This is a genomic window from Streptomyces sp. NPDC127119 (assembly GCF_042677425.1).
In the GTDB taxonomy this organism is placed as follows: Bacteria; Actinomycetota; Actinomycetes; order Streptomycetales; family Streptomycetaceae; genus Streptomyces.
This window is the reverse complement of record NZ_JBHXTO010000098.1, coordinates 1-22917: the sequence shown is the minus strand read 5'-3', so window position 1 is coordinate 22917 and position 22917 is coordinate 1. Positions and strand designations below refer to the sequence as shown.

General features: G+C 70.6%; 22 protein-coding genes and 1 pseudogene. 14 read left to right on the top strand and 9 right to left on the bottom strand.

Annotation, left to right across the window (positions count from 1 at the left end):
• Positions 1-73 precede the first annotated feature (73 nt).
• Positions 74-1039 (bottom strand): mycothiol synthase, encoded by a 966-nt coding sequence (mshD, locus tag ACFVH5_RS31295; RefSeq protein ID WP_385837085.1) that lies wholly within the window; start codon positions 1037-1039, stop codon positions 74-76.
• A gap of 282 nt (positions 1040-1321) precedes the next feature.
• Between mshD and ACFVH5_RS31290 the strand changes: the two genes are divergently transcribed.
• From ACFVH5_RS31290 to ACFVH5_RS31275, 4 genes are all read left to right on the top strand, one after another.
• Positions 1322-3178 carry a bifunctional metallophosphatase/5'-nucleotidase gene (locus ACFVH5_RS31290; RefSeq protein ID WP_385837084.1) on the top strand — a complete coding sequence of 619 codons (1857 nt, stop codon included), beginning with the start codon at positions 1322-1324 and terminating at the stop codon, positions 3176-3178.
• 100 nt (positions 3179-3278) lie between these two features.
• Positions 3279-4562, top strand: coding sequence for a DUF2993 domain-containing protein (locus ACFVH5_RS31285; RefSeq protein ID WP_385837083.1), 1284 nt, complete (start codon positions 3279-3281; stop codon positions 4560-4562).
• Positions 4563-4758: 196 nt separating this feature from the next.
• A complete protein-coding gene (locus ACFVH5_RS31280; protein WP_385837082.1) occupies positions 4759-4896 on the top strand; it encodes a hypothetical protein in 138 nt (45 codons plus the stop codon).
• A 120-nt stretch (positions 4897-5016) separates the two neighbouring features.
• Positions 5017-6783: an ABC transporter ATP-binding protein gene (locus ACFVH5_RS31275; RefSeq protein ID WP_385837081.1), complete on the top strand. Its 1767-nt coding sequence runs from the start codon at positions 5017-5019 to the stop codon at positions 6781-6783.
• A gap of 15 nt (positions 6784-6798) precedes the next feature.
• On the opposite strand, the pseudogene ACFVH5_RS31270 reads toward ACFVH5_RS31275, so the two are convergent.
• Together ACFVH5_RS31270 and ACFVH5_RS31265 are read right to left on the bottom strand one after the other, a co-directional pair.
• Positions 6799-7782 (bottom strand): annotated as a pseudogene (locus ACFVH5_RS31270) (pectinesterase family protein); the annotation flags it as partial.
• 227 nt (positions 7783-8009) lie between these two features.
• Complete coding sequence (locus tag ACFVH5_RS31265) at positions 8010-8285, bottom strand: hypothetical protein (protein ID WP_385837080.1); 276 nt, start codon at positions 8283-8285, stop codon at positions 8010-8012.
• A gap of 256 nt (positions 8286-8541) precedes the next feature.
• Here ACFVH5_RS31265 and ACFVH5_RS31260 point away from each other — a divergent pair, with 256 nt between their 5' ends.
• The 6 genes from ACFVH5_RS31260 (at position 8542) to ACFVH5_RS31235 (ending at position 12400) form a co-directional block, all read left to right on the top strand.
• Positions 8542-9366 carry a helix-turn-helix domain-containing protein gene (locus tag ACFVH5_RS31260; RefSeq protein WP_385837079.1) on the top strand — a complete coding sequence of 275 codons (825 nt, stop codon included), beginning with the start codon at positions 8542-8544 and terminating at the stop codon, positions 9364-9366.
• Positions 9363-9557 (top strand): DUF397 domain-containing protein, encoded by a 195-nt coding sequence (locus ACFVH5_RS31255; RefSeq protein ID WP_385837078.1) that lies wholly within the window; start codon positions 9363-9365, stop codon positions 9555-9557. The genes ACFVH5_RS31260 and ACFVH5_RS31255 overlap by 4 nt, the downstream gene beginning before the upstream one ends.
• A complete protein-coding gene (locus ACFVH5_RS31250) occupies positions 9554-9748 on the top strand; it encodes a DUF397 domain-containing protein (RefSeq protein WP_385837077.1) in 195 nt (64 codons plus the stop codon). Before ACFVH5_RS31255 ends, ACFVH5_RS31250 begins: the two co-directional genes overlap by 4 nt.
• Before the next feature lie 79 nt (positions 9749-9827).
• Positions 9828-10499, top strand: coding sequence for a histidine phosphatase family protein (locus ACFVH5_RS31245; RefSeq protein ID WP_385837076.1), 672 nt, complete (start codon positions 9828-9830; stop codon positions 10497-10499).
• Between the two features lie 93 nt (positions 10500-10592).
• Positions 10593-11270 (top strand): RNA polymerase sigma factor, encoded by a 678-nt coding sequence (locus tag ACFVH5_RS31240; protein WP_385837097.1) that lies wholly within the window; start codon positions 10593-10595, stop codon positions 11268-11270.
• Positions 11267-12400, top strand: a complete 1134-nt coding sequence (locus tag ACFVH5_RS31235) for a CU044_5270 family protein (protein WP_385837075.1) — start codon at positions 11267-11269, stop codon at positions 12398-12400. The genes ACFVH5_RS31240 and ACFVH5_RS31235 overlap by 4 nt, the downstream gene beginning before the upstream one ends.
• A 31-nt stretch (positions 12401-12431) precedes the next feature.
• Here ACFVH5_RS31235 and ACFVH5_RS31230 read toward each other — a convergent pair whose 3' ends face one another.
• The 4 genes from ACFVH5_RS31230 to ACFVH5_RS31215 form a co-directional block, all read right to left on the bottom strand.
• A complete protein-coding gene (locus ACFVH5_RS31230) occupies positions 12432-13898 on the bottom strand; it encodes a sensor histidine kinase (protein WP_385837074.1) in 1467 nt (488 codons plus the stop codon).
• Entirely contained in the window at positions 13895-14626 is a 732-nt protein-coding gene (locus tag ACFVH5_RS31225; protein WP_384813573.1) for a response regulator transcription factor, read from the bottom strand. The genes ACFVH5_RS31230 and ACFVH5_RS31225 overlap by 4 nt, the downstream gene beginning before the upstream one ends.
• Positions 14627-14718: 92 nt before the next feature.
• Positions 14719-14928 carry a hypothetical protein gene (locus tag ACFVH5_RS31220; protein ID WP_385837073.1) on the bottom strand — a complete coding sequence of 70 codons (210 nt, stop codon included), beginning with the start codon at positions 14926-14928 and terminating at the stop codon, positions 14719-14721.
• Positions 14929-14974: 46 nt separating this feature from the next.
• Entirely contained in the window at positions 14975-16156 is a 1182-nt protein-coding gene (locus ACFVH5_RS31215) for a S1C family serine protease (RefSeq protein WP_385837072.1), read from the bottom strand.
• Positions 16157-16428: 272 nt separating this feature from the next.
• On the opposite strand from ACFVH5_RS31215, the gene ACFVH5_RS31210 reads away from it, so the two are divergent.
• On the top strand, positions 16429-18189 hold the full coding sequence (locus ACFVH5_RS31210; protein ID WP_385837071.1) for a trypsin-like serine protease: 1761 nt from the start codon (positions 16429-16431) through the stop codon (positions 18187-18189).
• A gap of 132 nt (positions 18190-18321) precedes the next feature.
• Here ACFVH5_RS31210 and ACFVH5_RS31205 read toward each other — a convergent pair whose 3' ends face one another.
• On the bottom strand, positions 18322-19344 hold the full coding sequence (locus ACFVH5_RS31205) for a LacI family DNA-binding transcriptional regulator (RefSeq protein ID WP_384813563.1): 1023 nt from the start codon (positions 19342-19344) through the stop codon (positions 18322-18324).
• 23 nt (positions 19345-19367) lie between these two features.
• Positions 19368-20198: a winged-helix domain-containing protein gene (locus tag ACFVH5_RS31200; RefSeq protein WP_385837070.1), complete on the bottom strand. Its 831-nt coding sequence runs from the start codon at positions 20196-20198 to the stop codon at positions 19368-19370.
• 198 nt (positions 20199-20396) lie between these two features.
• Between ACFVH5_RS31200 and ACFVH5_RS31195 the strand changes: the two genes are divergently transcribed.
• From ACFVH5_RS31195 to ACFVH5_RS31185, 3 genes are read left to right on the top strand one after another with little or no spacing between them, the layout of a single operon-like run.
• The gene (locus tag ACFVH5_RS31195; protein WP_385837069.1) at positions 20397-21335 is read left to right on the top strand and encodes an alpha/beta hydrolase; all 939 of its coding nucleotides are present in this window, start codon (positions 20397-20399) and stop codon (positions 21333-21335) included.
• A 57-nt stretch (positions 21336-21392) separates the two neighbouring features.
• Positions 21393-21647 carry a MoaD/ThiS family protein gene (locus ACFVH5_RS31190; protein ID WP_210881217.1) on the top strand — a complete coding sequence of 85 codons (255 nt, stop codon included), beginning with the start codon at positions 21393-21395 and terminating at the stop codon, positions 21645-21647.
• A gap of 7 nt (positions 21648-21654) precedes the next feature.
• A complete protein-coding gene (locus ACFVH5_RS31185) occupies positions 21655-22896 on the top strand; it encodes a hypothetical protein (protein ID WP_385837068.1) in 1242 nt (413 codons plus the stop codon).
• The last annotated feature ends 21 nt before the right edge of the window (positions 22897-22917 follow it).

Sequence of the window (22917 nt, the reverse complement as noted above, 5' to 3'; positions counted from 1 at the left end):
CGCGACAAGCCCCCACCGGACCGGCACTTTCCCACCGGACCTGATGGACCCGCCCCCATCCGGCCAGGACCACTCAGGACTCCGTCCGATACATCAGGTCCGTCTCGTGCACCACGAACCCCAACCGCTCATACACAGCCACCGCGGCCAAGTTGTCCGCATCGACGTACAACATCGCGTCCGGCACCCCGGCACCCGCCAAGTGCCGGAGGCCGACCGCGGTGAGGGCCTTCCCCAGCCCACCCCCCTGCGCGTCGGGCCGGACCCCGACGACGTACACCTCGCCCAGTCCCTCGGCCGCGTGGACCTTCGTCCAGTGGAAGCCGACCAGTTCGTCGCCGCGGAAGGCCAGGAAGAACCCGGCCGGATCGAACCACGGCTCGGCCTTGCGCGCGTCGAGGTCCCGCTGCCCGAGGGACCCCTGCTCGGGATGGTGGGCGAAGGCCGCGGCGTTCGCGGCGAGCCAGGCCGTGTCGTCCTCGCCGGGCACGAACGTACGGACCCGCACGCCGTCCGGGAACGCCGGCTCGGGCAGGTCGAGCCCGGTCAGGGGCCGCCGCATCTGGCGCAGTTCGCGGAACAGCGCGAGCCCGAGGACCTGCGCGAGATGGCGGGCCGCGGCATGACCGCCGTGGGCCCACACCCGCAGGCGTTTGCCGGACTCGGCGAGCAGCGCGTTGCCCAGCGCCCGCCCGTGCCCGTGCCCCCGGTGCGCCGGGTGGACGACCAGTTCGGCGGCCGGCGCCTCGACGGGATCGGTGTCCTCCAACTGCGCGTACCCGACGAGCAGGCCCTCGGTGCTCAGCAGCAGATGGCGGATTTCGTCCCGTGCCTCGCCACGCAGCTGCAACCGGCCCTGTTCGGACACCGCCTGTTGTCCGTCAGTCCGGGCGGCCTCCGCGAGGAGGGCCAGTACGGCCTCGGTCTGCTCGGGGTCCAGCGCGGTGAGGACGTCGATGGAGCGGGCTGTGGGAGTACCGCCCTGGCCGAGCGAGGCCGAGAGCTTGCGGGCAGCCGGTGCGGTGTCGTCGCTGGTCATGGGTACGAGGGTACGACGTGTCCGGTTCATGGCGAAGTGGCCCGCCAAGGCTCGCCGGAAGCAGTACGCGGCCGGTGAGCGGTCGGTGTGCAGCGGGTCGGGCGGCCGGTGCCCGGCCAGGACGCGACGGGTACGTGGCCGGTACGCGACCTGTCCGGTTCGTGGCGAAAAACCCCTCGTGGCAACCAGTCCGTAACCCCGAACCCCCTGTCGCGCTACGCGCGTTGACTCTAGGCTGCGCCGGGACGGGGCCCACATATCAGCCGACCCACAGGGGGGCACATGTCAGCCATACCTCAGCCGTTCCGCCCAAGACGCCGCACCACCCGCCTCCTCGCGGGCGTCGCGGGCGTCGCCACCGTCGGCGCGCTGGTCGCGGCGCTTCCCGCGTCCGCGTCCGCGTCCGCGTCCGCCTCCGCCTCCGCGTCGGCGTCCGCGGGCGAGTCGGCGAAGAAGCACGGGCACGGACACCAGAGCCCGTCCCGCTACCAGGACGTCCAGCTGCTGTCCTTCAACGACCTGCACGGCAACCTGGAGCCGCCGTCCGGCTCCTCCGGCCGGGTCACCGAGATCCAGCCCGACGGCACCACCAAGACGATCGACTCGGGCGGTGTCGAGTACCTGGCGACGCATCTGCGCCAGGCCCGCCAGGGCAACAAGTACTCCGTCACCGCGGCGGGCGGTGACATGGTCGGTGCCTCGCCGCTGATCTCGGGTCTCTTCCACGACGAGCCCACCATCGAGGCGCTGAACAAGCTCGACCTCGATGTGACGAGCGTCGGCAACCACGAGTTCGACGAGGGTGCCAAGGAACTGGGCCGTCTGCAGAACGGCGGCTGCCACCCCACGGACGGCTGTTACGTGGCGGGCAAGAAGTTCAAGGGCGCCGACTTCCCCTACCTCGCGGCGAACGTCCTCGACGAGAAGACCAAGAAGCCGATCCTCAAGCCCTACTGGGTGTGGAAGAAGAACGGCGTGAAGATCGGCTTCATCGGGGTCACGCTGGAGGACACCCCGGGCGTCGTCTCCGCCGAGGGTGTGAAGGGCCTCAAGTTCAAGGACGAGGTCGAGACGATCAACAAGTACGCCAAGGAGCTGGAGAAGCAGGGCGTCAAGTCGGTCGTCGCGCTGATCCACGAGGGCGGCCTCCCGGCCTCGTCGGCGTACAACTACGACTGTGACTCGCCCGGTGGCGGTGACGGCATCTCCGGCCCCATCGTGGACATCGCGAAGAACGTCACGCCGAAGGTCGACGCGCTGGTCACCGGCCACACGCACGCCGCGTACGCGTGCACGATCGACGACCCGTCGGGCAAGCCCCGCACGGTCACCTCGGCGGCGTCCTTCGGGCGGCTCTACACCGACACGACGCTGACGTACGACCGCCGGACCGGTGACATCGCCCGGACCGCCGTCGCCTCCGCGAACCACGTGGTGACGCGTGACGTGGCCAAGGCCCCGGACATGACCGACCTGATCACCAGGTGGAACACCCTGGCGGCGCCGATCGGCAACAAGCCCATCGGTTACATCTCCGGTGACATCACCAACGTCGGCACCGAGTCCCCGATCGGCGACCTGATCGCCGACGCGCAGCTCGCGCACGGCAAGGAGCTGGACCCCGGGACCGACCTCGCGCTGATGAACCCGGGCGGTATCCGGGCTCCCCTGACCTACGCGGCCAAGGGCAGCGAGGGCGACGGAGTGGTGACGTACGCGGAGGGCTTCACGGTCCAGCCGTTCGCCAACACGGTGAACCTGCAGAGCTTCACCGGCGCCCAGCTCGTGCAGGTGCTGAAGGAGCAGGTCAGCGGTACGAACGCGGCCTCGCCGAAGGTGCTGCAGATCTCGTCGGGCCTCACCTACACGCTCGACCTCACCAAGAGCGGCGCCGACCGGGTCGTCACCGACTCGATTCTGCTGAACGGCGCCGCGATCGACCCGGCCGCCACCTACCGCGTCGCGACGAACAGCTTCCTCGCGGGCGGCGGCGACGGCTTCACCACGCTGGGCCTCGGCACCGACGACCTGGTGGGCGACGACGACCTCGCCGCCCTGGAGAAGTACCTGCTGGGCAACTCGTCGGCGACGAACCCGATCGCGCCGCCCGCGGCGAACCGGATCACCGTCGTCCAGTAGGCCGGATGTCCGGCAGGTGACGGCCGGCCGGCCGTGAGATAGATCGCGAACCGCAGGTAGGAGTTGCGGGTGGGGTTGGTACGCATGGTCGAATCGGGCGATGCGTACCCCCCACCCCATAGCGGCGCATGCCCCTCCGCATCCCCCGGTCGATCCGCCACCCAACCCGTACGACGATCTCGCCGCCCTCGACGACGGACCCCTGGACGACTTCTTCCACGACCAGGAGCCCGCGTTCGCCGAAGAACCGGAAGAGCCGCGGTGGGCACCCCCCAACCACCGCAAGGGCGCCGGCGGCCGGCGCCGTCAGCGGCGCGGCGGCGTCCGTGGCCGAACTCCCCTCTCCGCCCTGCCCCTTGCCGTGAAGGCCGTCATCGCGGTCCTCGTCCTCGCCGCCTTCCTCGCCCTCGGTGACCGCTGGGCACTGCTGTACGCGGAGCGCACGGCGGCCGAGCAGGTCCGGGACCAGCTCGACCTGCGGGCGACACCCGAGGTGGAGATCGACGGCTTCCCCTTCGTCACCCAGGTCCTCGACCGGCGGCTCGACTCCGTGTCGGTCACCGTCCCGGACGTGGCGGCGGACCGGATCTCCCTGGCGAAGGTCTCGGCGAAGGCCACCGGCGTCCGGCTCGACGGCGGCCCGACCTCGCTGCGCGGCGCGCGCATCCCCTCGCTCGACGGCGAGGTGCTGCTCTCCTTCGACGACCTGAACCGTGAACTGGGCGCGTCCCAGGTCACGTTCACCGGTCATGGCGGCGACGAGGTGCGGGCGCGCGGCACCCTGCCCGTCGCCGGGCACGATCTGCGGCTGCGCGCCGACGCGCGGATCAGGCGGGACGGCGAGCGCGGCATCTCCACCGAGGTCGGCGGTATGCGGCTGGACATCGGCGACCTGGCCACCTTCCGCCCCGGCACCCGTGAGTCCGAGGGCCTGCATCTGACGCGCAGGTCCGCGGACCGCCTCGCGAAGGAGAAGCGCAGGGCGAAGGAGCTGCTGTCCGTGCCCGCGATCGCCGGGCGGTTCGGTGTGCCGGACAGCGCGGTGCGGGCGGCGCTGCGCGACGACAACGACTTCGCCCGGTTCACCGGGTCCCCGAAGTTCGTGCGCGGGCTCATGAAGGTCAACCTCGTCGATCTCGCCGTGGACCACCCCGAGATCATCGAGCGGCTCGGCTTCGACCCGGCGCTCCTCGACGGCCTCTCCCGCCTCACGCGTCCGGCCCTCGTCGACCGCCTCTCCATCGGCTTCCGGCTGCCGAAGCCGCCCCGGGGCGAGCTGCGGCTGCGGGACGTACGCGTCCACAAGGACGGGATCAGCGTGCGCGTGACGGGCCAGGACCTCGCGGTCGGTGCCCCGGCGGACAGAGCCCCGGCCGGTAAATAAATTCCGGGTGAGCGGCGTAATAAATTCTGTGTGAACAGGGATCTGGTTCCCGACTCCGTCTGAAAACCGTCTCAGCCGCAATTCATCGAGGTCTCAGTAGATTTGGCGATTTCCTTCTCGGCACTCCCGTAGTGTTTTCCATGTCGAAGCCGAACAGGGCTTACGGCAAAGAGAATCCAAGGAAAGAGGAAATCCCATGAGCTTCCACAAGGTCACCCCGGTCCGCAAGTCCCGCAAGGCCGCCCCGGCCGCCAAGAAGCAGGCGGCGAAGCCCGCGCCGAAGCGTGCCGCCAAGCAGCAGCAGCAGCGCCGCCGCCCGGTCGGCAACAAGTAGGCGACGCCACGAGGCGGGGTCCCCGGATTCGATCCGAGGACCCCGCCTCGGCCATTTCCCGCACCCGGGAAATGGACAACAGCTGGGCAGGACACGGGCGGGGAAAGGGAATTGAACGCCATGCGGGAAGTACGGGAGGCATTCGCGCGTTTCTGGCCGCTGACGCGCGGCGACCGCCGATGGCTGCTGCTGATCATCGCCTGCGTGATCGTGTCCGCGTTGGCGGAGACGGCGTCGATCCTGCTCTTCGCGGAACTCACCGACCACGCGCTGCAGGCCGGTTCGCTCAGCGCCTTCTGGGGCCCGGCCGGTGCCTGGCTGGCAGTGGCGGTGCTCGGCGCGGTCGTCGGCTATCTCGGCAACTCCCTCGCGATCCGCACGGCCGAGAGATTCGTCCTGCGGCTGCGCGCGGGCGTCTTCCGCCATGTCCAGGACCTGCCCCCGCACTTCTTCCAGCGGTACCGCCGCGGCGACCTCGTGGAACGGCTCACGGGTGACGTCGAGGCCATCGAGCAGATGGTGGTCTCGGGCGCGGTCGGAGCGGTCTCGGCCGTCTTCTCGGCGGTCTTCTACTCGGCCGCCGCGCTCTGGCTCCGCTGGGACCTCGCCCTGGTCACCTTCCTCCTCGCGCCCCTCTTCCTCGTCGCGGCCCGCCGCTTCGCCGGCCGCATCCAGAAGGCCGCCAGGGACGAGCGGACCGCCGACGGCGCGATCACCTCGGTCGTCGAGGAGTCCCTCGGCAACATCGTGCTCACGCAGGCGTACAACCGGCGCGGGGCGGAGGAGGAGCGGCTCGACCGCGAGGCGCGCGCCTGGCTGCGGGCCAGCGTGCGCGGGGCCCGTGCGAGCGAGATGTACGAGCAGTTCGTCGAGGTCGTCGAGACGCTCTGCGTGCTCACGGTGATCGGGCTCGGCGCCTGGGAGATCGCCCAGGGCCGCATGTCCCTGGGCCAGCTGCTCGCCTTCGCGGCGTTCCTCGGCTACCTCTACCCGCCGGTCCGCGACCTCGGACAGCTGGGCCTGACCCTGACCGCCGCGACCGCCGGAGCGCAGCGGCTCCAGGAGATCCTGGACACCGAGCCCGCCGTCACCGACCCGGCCGCCCCGGTCGGACAGTGGCCCGTCCAGGGCCGGCTCTCCTTCCACCACACCTCCTTCCGCTACCCGGGCGCGGAGCGCGACAGCCTGCACGAGGTGTCGTTCACCGCGCAGCCCGGCGAGTTCGTGCTGGTCACCGGCCCGAGCGGGGCGGGCAAGTCCACCCTCACCAAACTCCTGACCCGGTTCTACGACCCCTCCGCGGGGGTGATCTGCCTGGACGGCGTCCCGCTCACGGACGTCACCCTGGAGTTCCTGCGCGAGAACGTGGCCCTGCTGCCCCAGGAGACCCTGGTCCTGCACGGCACGATCCGCGAGAACATCGCCTGCGGCCGGCCGGGCGCGACGGACGCGGAGATCGAGCAGGCCGCGCGGGACGCGGACGCCCACGAGTTCGTCCGCTCCCTGCCCGACGGGTACGAGACGCTGATCACGCCCGGCACGGCCGTGCTGTCCGGTGGGCAGCTCCAGCGGGTGGCCATCTCCCGCGCGATGCTCCGGGCCGCCCCCGTCCTCGTACTCGACGAACCGACCGCCGGACTCGACGCGCTCGCCGCGCGCAGGGTCGTGCAGCCGCTGCGGCGTCTGGTGTCCGGCCGGACGACCGTGCTGATCACCCACGATCTGACGCTCGCCCCGGACGCCGACCGGATCCTCGTCGTGGACGGCGGACGGCTGGTGGAGCAGGGCACGCACGAGGAACTGCTCGCGTACGGGGGCACGTACGCGCAGTTGGCGGGCCCGCTCCCGACGGAGACGACCATGCCGCTGCTCCAGCCGAGCCCGTAGCGCGGGCTCCCCGGGTCAGGAGGCGGTCGGGGTCCAGCCGCCCAGCCAGTCCGCGACCTCCTGGCCGCCGGCCTGGGCGTCGGTCAGCTGCGGGCGGTCGCCGCTCGCGGCGCCCGAGCCGGGACCGGTGTTCCTGTACTCCGCGAAACGGTCGTCCTTCCAGGAGAAGCCGCCCATGTCCACCCACGGCGTCGACCTGATCGCCGCGCTCAGCGTGGAGTCGCGGACGGTGGCCTGCGGATCGAGGGTCGCGTCGCCGCCCGCGTGCCAGTTGCGGCCGAGGTAGAAGGTCCCGGCGGACACGTCACCGTTGACGGCCGAGCGGTTGACGAGGATGCCCTTGCGGTCGGCGGCGGTGCTGGGAGCGGTGATGTACCCCGCCGAGGAGCCGTCCCAGCGCTTCTTCAGGGTGATCACCGACTGGTCGATCACGGCGGTGGCGCGGCCGAAGATGAAGTCGACGTTCCCGATGACATAGGAGTTGCGGACGTAGACGCGGCCGAGCTTCTCCTTGGCGGCGGTGTCGAGCAGCAGGGTGTCCTGGTCGCCCTCGACGATCACGCCGTCGAGGAAGACCTGGTCGGCGGCGGTCCGCAGGGCCACGGCCTGGTGACCGCTGAGGCTTTGGTTGGCGCCCTCGTCGAAGTCGTTGGAGAGCGTGAGGTTACGGGCCTGGAAGTCGTCCGCCTCCACGGCGACGGTCGCGCTGCCGCTGGTCCCGTACGTACCGCCGCCGGGCTTCGCGGTCCCGGCCGCGTTGTTGTAGACGATGACGGTGTCCTTGCGGCTGCCGCCGCTGCCCTGGATCGTCACGTGCGGCTTGTTCGACGGGACCTTCACCAACTCGCGGTACGTGCCCGGCTTCACGGAGATCACGACACGCGAGGCGTTGTTCGCGGGCACGGCGTTCACGGCTGCCTGGACGGTGGCATACATCCCGCTGCCGTCCTTGGCGACGGTGAGGGTGGTGGCCGCGGCGCCGGCGGCGGTCGCGGCACTCGCCGAGCCGGCGGTGACGGCGACCAGGACCAGCGGGACGCCGACGGCCAGGGCGGTCCTGCGCGTGCGGAGGCGGGCCTTGCTGCGGAGCACAGTCACGGGCGGCTTCCGTTCGTGTGGGGGTGGAGGGAGCCGGTCGGTTGCTGGTCGCCGCCTGCGGGGGAAAGGTTGCCGCGGTCGCCGTGACACGGTGGTGCCGTGACTCGATGGTGCCGTGGCTCGTGTGGTCAGGGCACCCGCGCACCCCGGCTGGCCGCGACGCGGAGTGCGTCCGCCAGGGACTCGACCGACCTGGTGAGCGCGAAACGCAGGGCGCGTTCGCCCGCCTTCGGGTCGGCGAGTACGGCTCTGGCCCCGGCCAGCACCTGCTCGCCGGAGCCGAGTTGGGCCGCCTCCACGTCGTCGGCGAGCCGGGACAGCCTGCTCTGCGTACTGTCCGTACTCAGATAACAGGGCTTGCCCTCGGGGGTCGTCCACGGCAGCAGCCGGAGCGGGGCGGTCATGCCTGCGCCGCGCTGAGTCGGCACCGGCAGCGGGGCGCGCCGGGTACCGCTCGATGGCGGCCCCGCGCGGGCAGCAGTACGCGCAACAGCAACTCGCAGGCTTTCGCACCGAGTCGGCTCATGACGGAACTCCTCGTGACGGACGGGGCTTTGACGAGCGGCGATTACCGTTCGTGCCTCCATCGTCACTGTGTGGTCGTACGCTGCGGAAGAGGGCGCCCGTTGTCTGGGCGCCCAGGCAACGGTGAGGGGTGACGTGGACGAACGCGTTGACGTTGAGCGGGAGTCGGGTCTCGCGGGGCTGGGTCGGGCCCTTCGACACCTGCGGGAGAAGGCCGGCAAGTCATTGGGGCAACTGGCCCAGGAGACGGCGTACGACAAGAGCTACCTGAGCCGCTTGGAGGCGGGTAAGCGGCTGTCCAAGATGGCGGTCATGGAGGACCTGGACCGCTATTACGGGTCCGGTGACCTGCTGGTTCAGCTCTGGAAGGTGGCACGGCACGACGCGTTCAAGGACAAGTACAAGGAGTTCATGAAGCTGGAGGCAACGGCTCGGGTCATGCACAAGCTCACCCTCGGCGTGCCTGGTCTGTTGCAGACCGAAGAGTTCGCCCGGGAGGTGTTGTCTGGCGTTCAGGCAACACCAGGCAACAGCGAGGATGTGGAGGAACAGGTGGCGGCTCGAACGGGGCGTCAGCTGCTCCTGAGCCGAACTCCGGCGCCCAACGTCCGTTTCATCATGGACGAGTACGCGTTTCGGCGCCCTGCTGCCACCGCGAATACCTGGTTTGACCAGTTGCTTCGGCTTGAAGCCGTGGCCCTGCGGCCTAACGTCGTTCTGCAGGTGCTGCCGTTCGCTTCCGGAATGCACCATCTGATCGACGGTTCTCTGACTTTGTTGTGGCAGCAAGACGGAAGTGCTGTTGCCTACATGGAAGGCAACGGTGGTGGCGAGTTGATCGACGAACCGACCAGCGTCCTGCGGCACCGTTTGTCCTACGATCGGCTCCGAGACATGGCGCTGCCCCCGTCGGACTCGCTGGTGTTCATCCGGGGCGTTCTGGAGGAACACAGGTCATGAAACACATCCCTGACCTCGGCACCGCTGCGTGGCGCAAGTCGTCCTACAGCGACGGGGGTGACAACAACTGCGTCGAGGTCGCCGACGGCTGTCCCGGCCTCGTGCCCGTCCGCGACAGCAAGGTCGCGAACGGCCCCGTGGTCGTCTTCGGCGCCGCCTCATGGGTGGCGTTCGTGAGCGCGACGGCATGACTCCCGACCTGCGCACCGCTGCGTGGGGCAAGTCGAGTTACAGCGACGGGGGAGCCAACAACTGCGTCGAGGTCGCCGACGGTTGTCCCGGCTTCGTCCCCGTCCGCGACAGTAAGGTCCCGGACGGTCCCGCATTGGTCTTCGGGGTGGAGCCCTGGGCTCTGTTCGTGGGGGCGTCGGGCGGGGAGTGAGGGGTGCGGCGGGCTGGATCTGGGCGGGGGTGCCAGAGTGGAAGTTCCTGTTCAGTCACTCTGGAGATCGACCGTTCCTATGCGCCTGCTGCTGATTCGCCATGGTCAGACCCCTTCCAACCTCAAGCACCTGCTGGACACCGCAGAACCGGGGCCGGGGCTGACCCCGCTGGGCCTGCGACAGGCGGACGCGTTGCCGGACGCGCTGGCCGGTGAGGAGATCGGCGCCCTCTACGCCTCCACCCTGCTCCGCACCCAGCTCACCGCCGCCCCGCTGGCGACCCGGACCGGTCTTGAGGTCCGCGTGCGGGACGGCCTCCGGGAGCTGTCCGCCGGTGACCTGGAGATGCGCGGCGACGCCCAGGCCGTCGAGACGTACATGACCACCGTCTTCGCCTGGTCCGCCGGGGACGTCGAACTCCGTATGCCCGGAGGGGAGAGCGGCGTGGAGGCCCTGGGACGCCTCGACGCCGTGATCGCGGAGGCCGCGGGCAGCGGCGTACCGACGGTGGCCATGGTCAGTCACGGTGCCGCCATCCGTATGTGGACGGCGGCTCGGGCCGACAACGTCGATGTGGAGTTCGCGGCGGCCCACGCGCTGGAGAACACCGGGATCGTGGTCCTCGACGGGACCCCCGCCGACGGATGGCGGGTGCGTACGTGGGAAGGCCGGTCCGTCGGTCCCGGCAGCGGCCTCCCCGAGGAGAGCGGTCCCACGGGAGAGCCCGTGGACGGCGGCATCGACGGCTGACCGGGCCGTGTGCGACCGCCCGCATCCCGGTGTGACGCAGCTCACGGGAAGGCGCCCCCCTGTGCCGTACAGCTCATGGGTGTGACCACTCATATGCGAACCCGGGTGCGGGCCGGGGATCAGGGTGCCTTCGGTGAGCTCTTCGACGCGTACGCCCGTGCCGTGTACAACCACGCCTACCGGCTGACGGCGGACTGGTCGACCGCCGAGGACGTGATGGCGTCGACCTTCATGGAGGCCTGGCGGCTGAGGGACAGGGTCGATCCCGAGGGCGGCTCCCTGCGGCCCTGGCTGCTGGGCATCGCCACGAACACCGCGCGCAACCAGTTCCGCAGCAACCGGCGTTACCGTCGCGCCGCGAGCGCCGCCGCCGCGGCCGAGACGGCCGTGCCCGATCACGCCGACGAGGTCGCGGGCCGGATCGACGACCGGCAGCGGCTCGCCACGGCCCTGACCGCCCTCGCCGGCCTGCGCAGACCCGAGCGCGAGGTCGTCACGCTCTGCCTGGGGGAGGGCCTGGACTACGAGGCCGCGGCGGAGGCGCTGGGCATCCCCGTCGGCACGGTCGCCTCCCGCCTCTCCCGGGCCCGTAAGAAGCTGCGGGCGGTAGCCGAGATCCAACTCGGACGGAAAGGAGGCGAGTTGACGCGTACCGCTGCCGGCGGCGCGGCCGAGAAAGTTCGCGGAAATCGGGAAGGCCGCCGCCCCGCCCGACAGACAAGAGGCGATCACGCAAAGGCGATCCGGCCCGCACAGGAGGGAAACCGATGAACGCGAACACGCCCCGGCAGGACTCTTCCGAGTCCGGTCCCGGGTCCGAGTGGGAGCAGGACGCACAGCTCCTGTCCCGTACGGCGCGCGACCTGCCGTCGGGCCGTCACCAGTTCCACAAGGAGCGTCTGATGGCCCAGATCCACGAGCAGGTCCAGCGCGAAGAGCGCACGGCGGCCCCGGCCGCACCGGCGAAGACACGGTGGTCGCGGCTGCCGCGCCCCGCGATCACGCTGCCCGCGATGGCGTTCGGCCTGTCCGCGGTGATCGTCGCCGGGGTCGTGACCCTCGGCGGCGGTGAAGGCGTGCGGGAGGGCGGAGTCGCCACCGGACCCGCCCTGACCACCGACCTCGGTACCGCGACCACGAAGGGCGTGCCCCAGCTGCTGGACCAGATCTCCCTGGCGGCGGCCGAGGGCGACCACCCGACCGTGAAGGCCGGCCAGTACATCTACATCGAGTCCGTGCTGGCCGACACCCACGTCAAGACCGTCGACGACAAGAGCAGCCTGGTCAGCGAGGAACTGCACAAGCGGCAGATGTGGGAGTCCGCGGACGGCGTCGAGGGCTGGCTGATCGACCCCGCCGTCAACGACAGCTCCGAGGGCGAGACCCTGACCCTGCCCGACGAGCAGGGCAACACCCCCAAGGCGCACATGGGCAGTCCGTCGTACGACTACCTGGCCAGGCTGACCACCGACCCCGACGCACTGCTTGCCAAGATCTACCAGGAGACCGAGGGGCAGGGGAACACCCCCGACCAGCAGGCCTTCTCCACCATCGGTGACCTGCTCTCCGAGAGCTACCCGCCGCCGGAGCTCTACGCGGCGCTCTTCGAGACCGCCGCGAAGATCCCGGGCGTGGTCGTCGTCGACGACGCGGTGGACGCGGCCGGCCGGCACGGTGTGGCGGTGGCCCGGCTGGACGAGACCAGCGGCCAGCGCGAGGAATGGATCTTCGACAAGAAGAGCCATGTCTACCTCGGCGCGCGCAATGTCCAGGTGAAGCCGGTCAAGGAAGAGGGCATCCTGATCAAGTCCGGCACGGTGAACTTCACCATGGCCATCAAGAACCGCGCCGTCGTCGACGGTATGAAGCAGACCCCGTCGACCCCGGCACAGGCGGGCTGAGGCCGCCCGGTCGGTCCCGGCCGGTCCCCGGTCAGTCCCCGTCCAGCGCGGGCGGCGGAGTCGGCGCCCCGGGCAGGCGGATCGTCGCGATCGTGCCGCCGCCCGGGGCCGGGCTCAACGCCACGTCCCCGCCCGACTGCTGGACCGTACGCGCCACGATCGACAGGCCGAGGCCCGAGCCGGGGAGTGCGCGGGCGCTCGGGGAACGCCAGAAGCGGTCGAAGACGTGCGGGAGTTCATCGGCGGGCACACCCGGACCGTGATCCCGTACGGTCAGTTCGCCGCCCCTGAGCGTGACGTCGATCGCGCCGCCCTCGGGGCTGAACTTCACCGCGTTGTCGAGGATGTTGACGATGGCCCGCTCCAGCGCGGTGGGCTCCGCCCGGACGAACCACGGGTGCACGTCCGCCGTGATCGTCAGCTCCGGGCCGCGCAGCCGGGCCCTGCGCAGGGCCGACTCCACGGTGTCCTGCAGCGCGACCACCTGCACACGGTCGGCCGGCGTACCCGCGTCCGACCGCGACAGCGTCTGCAGGTCGCCGATGAGCGCGGCCAGTTCGGTCATCTGCGCCTTCACCGAGGCGAGCAGCGCCTTGCGGTCCGCCGGGGGGATGGGCCGGCCCGTCTCCTCGCTGCGGGTGAGCAGCTCGATGTTCGTACGGAGGGAGGTGAGCGGGGTGCGCAGCTCGTGCCCGGCGTCGGCGATGAGCTGCTGCTGCAACTCACGGGAGTTGGCGAGGGAGGCGGTCATCGAGTTGAAGGAACGGGAGAGGCGGGCGATCTCGTCCTCGCTCGCGTCCTCGACGGGGATGCGCACGGAGAGGTCCTCCGTACGGGCCACGTGCTCGACCGCCTCGGTGAGCTTGTCGACGGGGCGCAGACCGGCACGGGCGACCGCGAGTCCTGCGGCGCCGGCTCCGAGTACTCCGATGCCGGAGACGAGGAGCAGGATCAGAGCGAGGTCGTTGAGGGTGCCCTGGGTGTTCTTCAGGGGGAGGGCGACGAGAAGGGCGGCCTTGGACGAGGTCTGCGTGTTGGGGTCGGTGACGGTCAGTCCCGGGAGGACCATGACACGTACGTCGTTCCCGTCCGCGTCGGTGCCGTTGCGGAAGTTGCCACGCGTGGTGTCCGCGTCCTCGATGATGTCCTTGTCGTCCTGGGTGACGTTGACCGAGCCCGTGGAGAACGACAGGACACAGGGTGTTCCGTCCTCCATGACCAGCTGGAAGTAGCCGCTCCGCGGGGGACCGTTGTCGCTGTTCAGCGGCGTCGGGGTGGCTGAACAGTTCGTGACCGCCGCCTCGGCCTGGGCCTCGATGCCCCGCATCCCCAGAGTCTTCTCCAGGTCGTTGTCCAGCTGGTCGTACAGCTTCCCCTGCACGATGAACCAGCAGGTCACCGACACCGCAGCCACCGCGAATGCCACCGCCGCCGCCACCAGGAGGGACAGCCGGGCCCGGATCGGCAGGGAGGTGAACCGGCGTACGAGCCTCTTCACTCCGCCCCGCCCGACCGCAGGACATACCCCACACCCCGCACCGTGTGCACAAGACGCGGCTCGCCGCCCGCTTCCGTCTTGCGGCGGAGGTACATCACGTACACGTCCAGCGAGTTGGACGACGGCTCGAAGTCGAAGCCCCAGACCGCCTTCAGGATCTGCTCCCGCGTGAGGACCTGGCGCGGATGGGCCAGGAACATCTCCAGCAGGGTGAACTCCGTGCGCGTCAGCTCGACAGGCCGCCCAGCCCGCGTGACCTCACGGGTCGCGAGATCCATGCGCAGGTCACCGAAGGTCAGCGCGTCGTCCGCCGGGGCGCCGACCGCGGCGGCGGCGTACGAACTGCGCCGCAGCAAGGCCCGTACCCGCGCGAACAGCTCGTCCAGTTCGAACGGCTTCACCAGGTAGTCGTCGGCGCCCGCGTCGAGTCCGGTGACCCGGTCGCCGACCGTGTCACGGGCGGTGAGCATCAGGATCGGCGTCGTCGTGCCCGCGCCGCGCATCCGGCGGGCGGCGGTCAGGCCGTCCATGCGCGGCATCTGGATGTCGAGGACGACCAGGTCCGGCTGGTACGCGATGGACTTCTCCAGCGCGTCCGCGCCGTCGACGGCCACCTCCGTGCCGTACCCCTCGAAGGCGAGACTGCGCTGGAGTGCTTCGCGCACGGCCGGCTCGTCGTCGACGATCAGGATGCGCTGGGGTTCACGGTCGCCTTCGGCGGGGCTCATCGCGGTCAGTTCCTCGGGTGCGGTGGGACGTGGTCGGGGCGCTTTCAGCCTCGCACGTTTCGGGGCTGTTCTCGTAGAGCCGGCGGCCGGGATCAGCCTCGTACGGTACGGCGGGCGCGGGCCGCGGCGCCGCTGCGGCGGGCGGCGGCGCGCGGGGCCCGCGCGGTGGCCATCTCGGGTGCGCGGGGCGCCGGCGCGTGCAGCTCGTGGGCCACCGCGAGGGCCAGGGCGAATCCGGACGGGTCGCCGCCGGTGAGGGTGTGGGGCACGGTCTTGATCCGCGTGACCTGCTTGCTCTGCATGACGACCTCCGGGGTCTGGGGCGGGTCGGTCGGGAGGGGGCGTGGCTCAGCTGTCGGAGCCGCCGGACCGCAGCGAGGCCAGGTCGGCCTTGACGGTGTTGACCGGGATGGCGAAGCCGAGGCCGACGCTGCCGGCGGTCGAGGAGGACGAGGAGTCCGTGGCGGCCGAGTACATCGCGGAGTTGATGCCGATGATGTTGCCGTTCATGTCGATCAGCGCGCCGCCGGAGTTGCCCGGGTTGAGGGACGCGTCGGTCTGCAGGGCCTTGTACGTCGTCGTCGACGAACCGGTGTCGCCGTTGAACTCCTGGCCGCCGAACTCGAACGGCCACTGCTCGCTGCCGCTGCCGTTTCCGCCGCCCTGCTGTTGCTGCTGCTGGCCCTGGCTCTCGTCCGTGGAGACGGTGACGTCCCGGTCGAGCGCGGAGACGATGCCGCTGGTGACGGTGCCGGTCAGGCCCTCGGGGGAGCCGATCGCCACGACTTCGTCACCGACCTTGACGGCGTCGGAGTTACCGAGCGTCGCGGGGGTGAGCCCCGCCGGCGCGTTCTCCAGCTTGATCAGCGCGAGGTCCTTCTTGCTGTCGGTGCCGACGACGCTCGCGGTGTACGACTTGCCGTTGCTCAGCTGCACCTTGATCTGGGAGGCGCCCGAGATCACGTGGTTGTTGGTGATGATCTCGCCGCCGGTCGTGATGACCACGCCGGAACCGGTGGAGGAGCCCGCGTTCGAGGTCGCGCTGATCTCGACGATGCTCGGGCTGACCGCCTCGGCGACCCCGGCGACCGTGCCCTTCTTGCTCGTGGCCACGACGCTGGTGCTGCTCGCGCTGCCGGCCGCGGTGTCGTTGCCGGTCAGCTCCTGGAAGGCGTACGCGGTACCGCCGCCCACGGCCGCGGCGGCTATCGCCACGGCGGCGAGCAGGGCCAGCGGGCCCTTGGCGCGCTTGCGGGGCGCGGCGGGCGCCGCGGACACCGGCTCCGTGAGGAGGGCGGTGGGGGCGTCGCCCTGCGCGCCTCCGGCTCCGGGTGCGCCGCCGGCCGCGGCCGGCTGGTACGCCGGCGGAGGCGGCCACTCCGGGTTCACGGGGGAGGAGGCGGGGTGTGAGGAGGAGGGGGAGGAGGCGTACGGCTGCTCGTGCGACTGCTCGTACGGCTGTCCTGAGTACGCGGACTGCTGCTGGTCGCCCTGGGGGTACTCGCCGCTGCGGCGGAAGCTCTCGGTCATGAGTAAGACTCTGTCGCCCGACCATGAGAGCTCCCTGAGTGCTCCCTGAGAAGCCCGACAGAACCTCGTATGCCCGATATAAAGACGCCGGAGCCCAGTGATACCGGGGAAACGGCGGGTTGCCGCACAGTGATGTGGAGGAAGCGGCGGACGAACACTTGTCGGCCTGCTGTGAAATGCGTGTGCAGAGGGGTTTGCGAGCCGCAGGCTTGGCGGGTTCAGGACACACCACCGCCATGGACGTCCACACTCCACCATCTCAGGAGCCCTGAGTGATACCTGCTCTGCGCAGCCGCTGGAGACGCCAGGCCACGGCGCTCCCGGCGGCCGCCCTCGCGCTGGCGCTGAGTTGCGCCGGCGTTCTCGCGGCCCAGCCGGCCACCGCCGCGGACGGCCCCACCGGGGGACTGCCCGACACGAGCCTGGCGCAGCCCGCGAAGCCGGCCGCCTCCACGAAGGAACTGCGCGACCGGATCGTCGACGCCGCGAAGGCGACCGGCGAGACCCCGGACGACGCCTCGCCCGCGAAGTCCCCGTTCATCATCGGCGGCGGCGAGACCACCATCGCCAGTGCCCCGTGGATGGTCCAGCTCGGCTACTACGACCCGGCCACCGGCGACGGCTACTTCTGCGGCGGCACGCTCGTCGCCCCGAACAAGGTCCTCACCGCGGCCCACTGCGTCGCGGGTCTGGACTGGGTGGGCAACGGCGCGGTCCTGGCCGGCACGACCGACCTCGACGACTACACGAACGGCACCGCCACGGGCGTCTTCCGCCAGTGGACGCACCCCCGCTACAACGCCGACACCACCCAGAACGACATCGCGGTCCTCACCCTGGACACCCCGCTGCTGGACCGGCCGACCCTGCGCCTGGCCGCGTCCGACGACAGCGCGCTCTACAAGAGCGGCACCACCGGCACCGTCTACGGCTGGGGTCTGACCTCCGGCGCCGACGACGCCACCCTGTCGACGAAGCTGAAGAAGGCGAACCTGCCGCTCGTCGCCGACGCGACCTGCAAGAGCGCGATGGCGTCCGTCCTCGACGGGGACTACTTCATCGCCGGCTCGATGGCCTGCGCGGGCACTCCCGCGAGCGGCGCCGACGAGGGCACGAACAGCCCCTGCAACGGTGACTCCGGCGGCCCGCTGGTCGTCGGCGGCAAGATCGCCGGCATCGTCTCCTGGGGCGTCGCGGGCTGCACCGCCAAGGGTGCCTACCCGGTCTTCACCAAGGTCAGCTCGTACATCTGGGCGGCCCAGCCGCGCATCGACGACGCGGACCTGTCGTACGACGGCCGCGCCGACCTGCTCGCGCGCACGCCGTCCGGCGGTCTCTTCCAGCAGAACAGCACGGGCACCGGGCTCGCGCAGCGCGCCTACCAGGGTGCCAACTGGCAGAGCGCCAGTTGGGGCCTCCAGGCGGACCTGGACCGGGACTACTACCAGGACCTGATCATCCGCGACAAGACCGACGGCAAGCTGTACCGCAGCTACATGGACCACTCCGTCGGTGACTGGGCCTGGATGCAGATCAGTTCGGTGTGGGGCGGCTACAAGTCGTACGCGATCCCCGGTGACATGACGGGCGACGCCCGCCCGGACCTGGTCGCGGTGGACGCCGACGGCTCGGTCTACCTCTACCCGGGGCGCGGCAACGGCCAGTTCTACGGCAAGGTCAAGGTCGTCAGCGGCGCCTGGAAGAACGTCAAGGTCCTCGGCCACGGCGACCTCTCCGGCGACGGCAAGCCCGACCTGCTCGTCCGCTCCACGGACGGCACGCTGTGGCTCTACCGCGGCACGGGCAAGGAGAAGACCCCCTGGTCGGCCCGCATCAAGGCCCGTACCGGCTGGAACTTCACGTCGTACGTCTCCAGCGGCGACGTGAGCGGCGACGGCATCGCCGACGTCATCACCCGTGACTCGACGGGCAAGCTCTGGCTCTACAAGGGCACGAACAAGGCCTCGTCGGACCTGTTCGCCACCCGCACCAGCCTGGGCACAGGCTTCAACCAGTACAACCTGCTGTTCTAGAGCAAGGAGAGCAGGCGTCGGTTCTTGCTGCTCGGGTAAGGACCGGCGCCCTGCTTTTGCTTTCAGGGGCGCGGGGAACTGCGCGACCAGCCACGACGCACCCGCAGCCGATAACCGACCCACCCGGCGGAGCTACCCGCAGCCGCAGGACCGCCGCACGACCAAAGAAGACGGGAACAACTTCAACCGCTCCCGCCGAGCCCCGGCCACCCGAAGCCCGTCGTCAAGCACAAGATCAACGGCGGCCCGAGCCATCGCGGACCGATCGCTCGCGATAGTGGTGAGCGGCGGATCAGTCAACGCCGCTTCCTTGATGTCGTCGAACCCCGCGACAGCCAACTCCCCCGGCACATCGATCCGCAGCTCACGAGCCGCCCGCAGCACCCCGATCGCCTGGTCGTCCGTGGAGCAGAAGATCGCCGGCGGCCGATCGGGCCCGGCCAGCAGCCGCAGCCCCACCTGATACGCGTCGTACCGGTTGTAGAGCGCCTCGAAGAGGCGACCCTCGGTCGAGCGCCCCGCCTCGTGCATCGCCCGCCGCCACCCCTCGACGTGGTCGGAGACCGGGTCACCGACCGTGGGGGTCTCCGCGACACCGCCGAGACAGGCCACGTACGCGTACCCGTGCTCAAGGAGGTGCTGCGTGGCGAGATGCGCGCCACCCACGTCGTCCGTGACGACCGCGACGTCGTCGATCGCCTCGGGCCGCTCGTGCAGCAGCACCACCCGCGCGTCCCACGCCTCGATCTCGGCGGCGGCCAGATCGTTCAGCGCGTGGCTGACGAGGATGAGCCCCGAGACCCGCATACCGAGAAAGGCCCGCAGATAGTGGACCTCGCGCTCGCCGACGTAGTCGGAGTTGCCGACGAGCACCATTTTCCCGCGCTCGGACGCGGCCTGTTCGACCGCGTGCGCCATCTCCCCGAAGAAGGGCTGGCGCGCGTCCGGCACGATCAGGCCTATGAGGTCCGTTCGCCGCGACGCCATGGCCTGGGCGACCCGGTCGGGCCGGTACCCCAGCTCCTTGATCGCGGCGAGTACACGCTCGCGCGTGGCCGGGGCAACCGGCCGGGGTCCGTTGTTGATGACATAGCTGACGACGGCGGTCGAGGTACCCGCCAGTCGTGCCACATCATCCCGAGTCACCTTGGCCACGCGCGGAGTCTACGCGGATGGACCTACCGCTGGGCAGGTCGTACGGCTTCTTCCTGCACCTTCGCCGGGGCGGCCGCCGGGGCCTTCGCGGCACCGGCCGCGTCGAGGTGCGCCGTCTCGTCCGCATCCTCCGGCTTTGGCTGTGCGGCCTTGGCCTTCGCCTCGTCCGCCGCCCGGTCCACCTTCTCCGGAGTAACGAATCGATAACCGACGTTCCGGACGGTTCCGATCAGCGACTCGTGCTCGGGGCCGAGCTTCGCGCGCAGCCGTCGTACGTGCACGTCGACCGTCCGCGTACCGCCGAAGTAGTCGTAGCCCCAGACCTCCTGCAGCAGCTGGGCGCGGGTGAAGACGCGGCCGGGGTGCTGGGCGAGGTACTTGAGGAGCTCGAACTCCTTGAAGGTCAGGTCGAGGACCCGGCCCTTGAGCTTGGCGCTGTAGGTGGCCTCGTCCACGGAGAGGTCGCCGTTGCGGATCTCCATGGGGGAGTCGTCGTTGACGATCTGCTGGCGGCCCATGGCCAGCCGCAGCCGCGCCTCGACCTCCGCCGGACCCGCTGTGTCGAGCAGCACGTCGTCGATGCCCCAGTCGGCGGTGACGGCCGCGAGGCCGCCCTCCGTCACGACGAGGACGAGTGGACAGCCGGGCCCGGTGGAGCGCAGCAGCTGACAGAGGCTGCGGACCTGCGGGAGGTCACGGCGGCCGTCGATGAGAATGACGTCGGCACCTGGGGTGTCGACGAGTGCGGGCCCCTCCGCCGGGGCCACGCGCACGTTGTGCAGCAGGAGGCCGAGGGCAGGAAGCACCTCCGTCGACGGCTGAAGGGCATTGGTAAGGAGCAGCAGAGAACTCATCGCACCCCACCTGCCTGGGTCGTCCTACGGTCACGCACGGTTCGCTCGCCCATAACGTCTGGTTCCTCCTCGGTCCCTGCGAGGACGTTTTCGGCACTGCTCAACGTCGTATACAGCGTTCGTATACAACGCTCCAGAAAGCGCAAAAGGACCCGGGGGCTTCTCTGCCCGAGTCCTCTGCCAAGGAGAATAGCCCACATGAGCCAAGGTCCGGCAGGTCATGTGACGCGATCTTTCATTCGTCCAGAACCTGAGACGGCGGGTGGATGTACGGAAAGTGCTTCGGAAGGATCTTCGCGAGGGGTGCTGAGAAAGTTTCTGCGCACCGCCGACGGGGTGACGATCGACGCAGCGTACGAGCCCGGAAAGAACACATCGGACACGTCCGGCACATCTGCTCCATCCGGTGGTTCCGACGCGGGTGGGCCCGGAACCGGCCTGGTCATCGTGGTGGCGCACGGGTTCACGGGCGATCTGGAACGTCCGCACGTCCGGCGGGCGGCGACGGCGTTCGCGCAGTACGCGGCCGTGGTCACCTTCTCCTTCCGCGGGCACGGCGCCTCCGGCGGACGTTCCACGGTCGGCGACCGCGAGGTGCTCGATCTGGCGGCGGCGGTGGAGTGGGCGAGAGAACTCGGTCACACCCGGGTGGTCACCGTCGGATTCTCCATGGGCGGCTCGGTGGTGCTCCGGCACGCGGCGCTGCACCCGAAGAGCGATCAGGAGCACGAGGGGCGCACGGGAGCGCATTCGGACGCGGTGGTTTCGGTCAGCGCACCCGCTCGCTGGTACTACCGCGGTACGGCCCCTATGCGGCGCCTGCACTGGCTGGTAACGCGGCCGGTGGGCCGCGCGGTCGGCCGCTACGGCCTGCGAACCCGCATCTATCACCGCGAATGGGACCCGGTCCCGTCCTCCCCGGTGGAATCGGTTCCCCTCATCGCCCCCACCCCTCTCCTGATCGTCCACGGCGACCGGGACGGCTACTTCCCCGTGGACCATCCGCGGATGCTGGCCGCCGCGTCCGGCGGCCACGCGGACCTGTGGCTGGAGCGCGGCATGGGGCACGCGGAGAACGCGGCGGACGACGAACTCCTGTCCCGCATCGGGGAATGGGCCGCCGCGCACGCGGGCTAGCCTGGCGGGGTCCGTCACCCGTTTTCTTTCACCGCTGACCGAAGATCGAGGAACCAGATGGCACAGGGCACAGTGCGTTACTGGGCCGCCGCCAAGGCCGCGGCAGGCGTCGCCGAGGAGCCGTACGAGGCGGAGACCCTCGCGCAGGCGCTCGACGCGGCACGCGAGCGACACTCCGGCGAACTCGCCCGCGTCCTGCTGCGATGCTCGTTCCTCATCGACGGCGATCCCGTGGGTACCCGCGGACATGAGACGGTACGGCTGGCCGAGGGCGGCACGGTCGAGGTGCTCCCGCCGTTCGCAGGAGGGTGACGGGACGATGAGCGATCAGCCGTACGAGGGGCCCTACGAGGGCCCGTACCAAGGACAAGGCCAGGGCCAGGGCCAGGGCCAGGTTCCCTACGAGGGATACGACCCGTACCAACAGCAGGCGCATCAGGCCCAGCAGGCGCCGCAGGCCGGGTGGCCCGGTCAGCAGCAGCAGTACGACGAGGCCGCCGTGCAGCAGCAGTACACCCAGCAGTGGGAGGGCCAGACCTGGGAGACCCAGGTCCAGCCCCCGCTCCGGCCGGTCGCGCCCGCCGCTCCGGCCGCGGACACGGCGTACCTCCCGCAGCAGGGTCCGGCGGAGGCGTCGTACGGGGCGCAGCAGCAGTACGGGGCCGGGGCTCAGTACGGGGTCGTCGGGCAGCCCATGCCGAGTCAGCAGGCTCCGGGCACCGGGAACCCTGTGCCCGCGCCCGTGCCCGCGTCGGCCGACGGCGGGGCCGGCTACGGTCCGGCGACCGTCACCGGCAACACCCGGGTCACCGACGCCCAGCGCGCCCGTGCCGAGGGACGTTCGCCGATCATCGAACCCGGCGGACAGCCGGCCGTGCTGACGGGGGTCCTCGGACTGCTGCTCGCCGGCGCGGCGGCGGTCGGGCAGTACGCGCTGGTCGTACCGCTGGTGATCCTTCAGGCCGTGACCGCGGCGGGCTGGTTCCGGCTCAACGGGATGTGGCCCGCGCGGCAGGGCATCGCGCTCGCCTTCGCGGGTGCGCTCACAGCTGACGTGGCCCTGCTCGTGGCCGGGCGCGAGAACGCGCCCGCCGCGATTCTCGGCACGCTCGGCGTCTGGGTCCTGCTGACCCTGGTCCTCCAGCTGCGCAGCCACGCCGGAGCCGACGAGCGGATGCTCGGTCTGATGGCCACGGTCGTCTCGGCGGCGCTGGCGATCATCGCGACCGGGTATCTGGCGGCGGAGCCGGACGCGGTGGTCGTGGGCGGGGTGGCGGTCGCGGCGGCGGTGCTGGCGCGGGCCCTGCCGTTGCCGACGGCGGCGTCCGTGGTGGTCGCGTTGCTCGCGGCGGCGGGGGCGGGGGTCGCCCTGGGCGGGCTGACGGATCTGGGGGCGGGCGGTGCGCTGCTCGGGGCCGGGGCGGGGGTCTGCGCGCTGGTCGGACACCGGGTCGCCAGCTACGACTACCCGTCGAAGTTCGTGCACTTCACGGCAGGCGTCGCACTCCCACTGGCCGCGGCGGCCCCGGCGGTGTATCTACTGGGCCGCGCCCTGATCTGACTCGGGGGCGCTGCCCCCGAA

Coding starts and splice junctions, on each gene's coding strand:
- mshD (WP_385837085.1), bottom strand. CDS start 1,039: ATGACCAGCGACGACACCGCACCGGCTGCCCGCAAGCTCTCGGCCTCG.
- ACFVH5_RS31290 (WP_385837084.1), top strand. CDS start 1,322: ATGTCAGCCATACCTCAGCCGTTCCGCCCAAGACGCCGCACCACCCGC.
- ACFVH5_RS31285 (WP_385837083.1), top strand. CDS start 3,279: ATGCGTACCCCCCACCCCATAGCGGCGCATGCCCCTCCGCATCCCCCG.
- ACFVH5_RS31280 (WP_385837082.1), top strand. CDS start 4,759: ATGAGCTTCCACAAGGTCACCCCGGTCCGCAAGTCCCGCAAGGCCGCC.
- ACFVH5_RS31275 (WP_385837081.1), top strand. CDS start 5,017: ATGCGGGAAGTACGGGAGGCATTCGCGCGTTTCTGGCCGCTGACGCGC.
- ACFVH5_RS31265 (WP_385837080.1), bottom strand. CDS start 8,285: ATGACCGCCCCGCTCCGGCTGCTGCCGTGGACGACCCCCGAGGGCAAG.
- ACFVH5_RS31255 (WP_385837078.1), top strand. CDS start 9,363: ATGAAACACATCCCTGACCTCGGCACCGCTGCGTGGCGCAAGTCGTCC.
- ACFVH5_RS31250 (WP_385837077.1), top strand. CDS start 9,554: ATGACTCCCGACCTGCGCACCGCTGCGTGGGGCAAGTCGAGTTACAGC.
- ACFVH5_RS31245 (WP_385837076.1), top strand. CDS start 9,828: ATGCGCCTGCTGCTGATTCGCCATGGTCAGACCCCTTCCAACCTCAAG.
- ACFVH5_RS31240 (WP_385837097.1), top strand. CDS start 10,593: ATGCGAACCCGGGTGCGGGCCGGGGATCAGGGTGCCTTCGGTGAGCTC.
- ACFVH5_RS31235 (WP_385837075.1), top strand. CDS start 11,267: ATGAACGCGAACACGCCCCGGCAGGACTCTTCCGAGTCCGGTCCCGGG.
- ACFVH5_RS31225 (WP_384813573.1), bottom strand. CDS start 14,626: ATGAGCCCCGCCGAAGGCGACCGTGAACCCCAGCGCATCCTGATCGTC.
- ACFVH5_RS31220 (WP_385837073.1), bottom strand. CDS start 14,928: ATGCAGAGCAAGCAGGTCACGCGGATCAAGACCGTGCCCCACACCCTC.
- ACFVH5_RS31215 (WP_385837072.1), bottom strand. CDS start 16,156: ATGACCGAGAGCTTCCGCCGCAGCGGCGAGTACCCCCAGGGCGACCAG.
- ACFVH5_RS31200 (WP_385837070.1), bottom strand. CDS start 20,198: ATGAGTTCTCTGCTGCTCCTTACCAATGCCCTTCAGCCGTCGACGGAG.
- ACFVH5_RS31195 (WP_385837069.1), top strand. CDS start 20,397: ATGAGCCAAGGTCCGGCAGGTCATGTGACGCGATCTTTCATTCGTCCA.
- ACFVH5_RS31190 (WP_210881217.1), top strand. CDS start 21,393: ATGGCACAGGGCACAGTGCGTTACTGGGCCGCCGCCAAGGCCGCGGCA.
- ACFVH5_RS31185 (WP_385837068.1), top strand. CDS start 21,655: ATGAGCGATCAGCCGTACGAGGGGCCCTACGAGGGCCCGTACCAAGGA.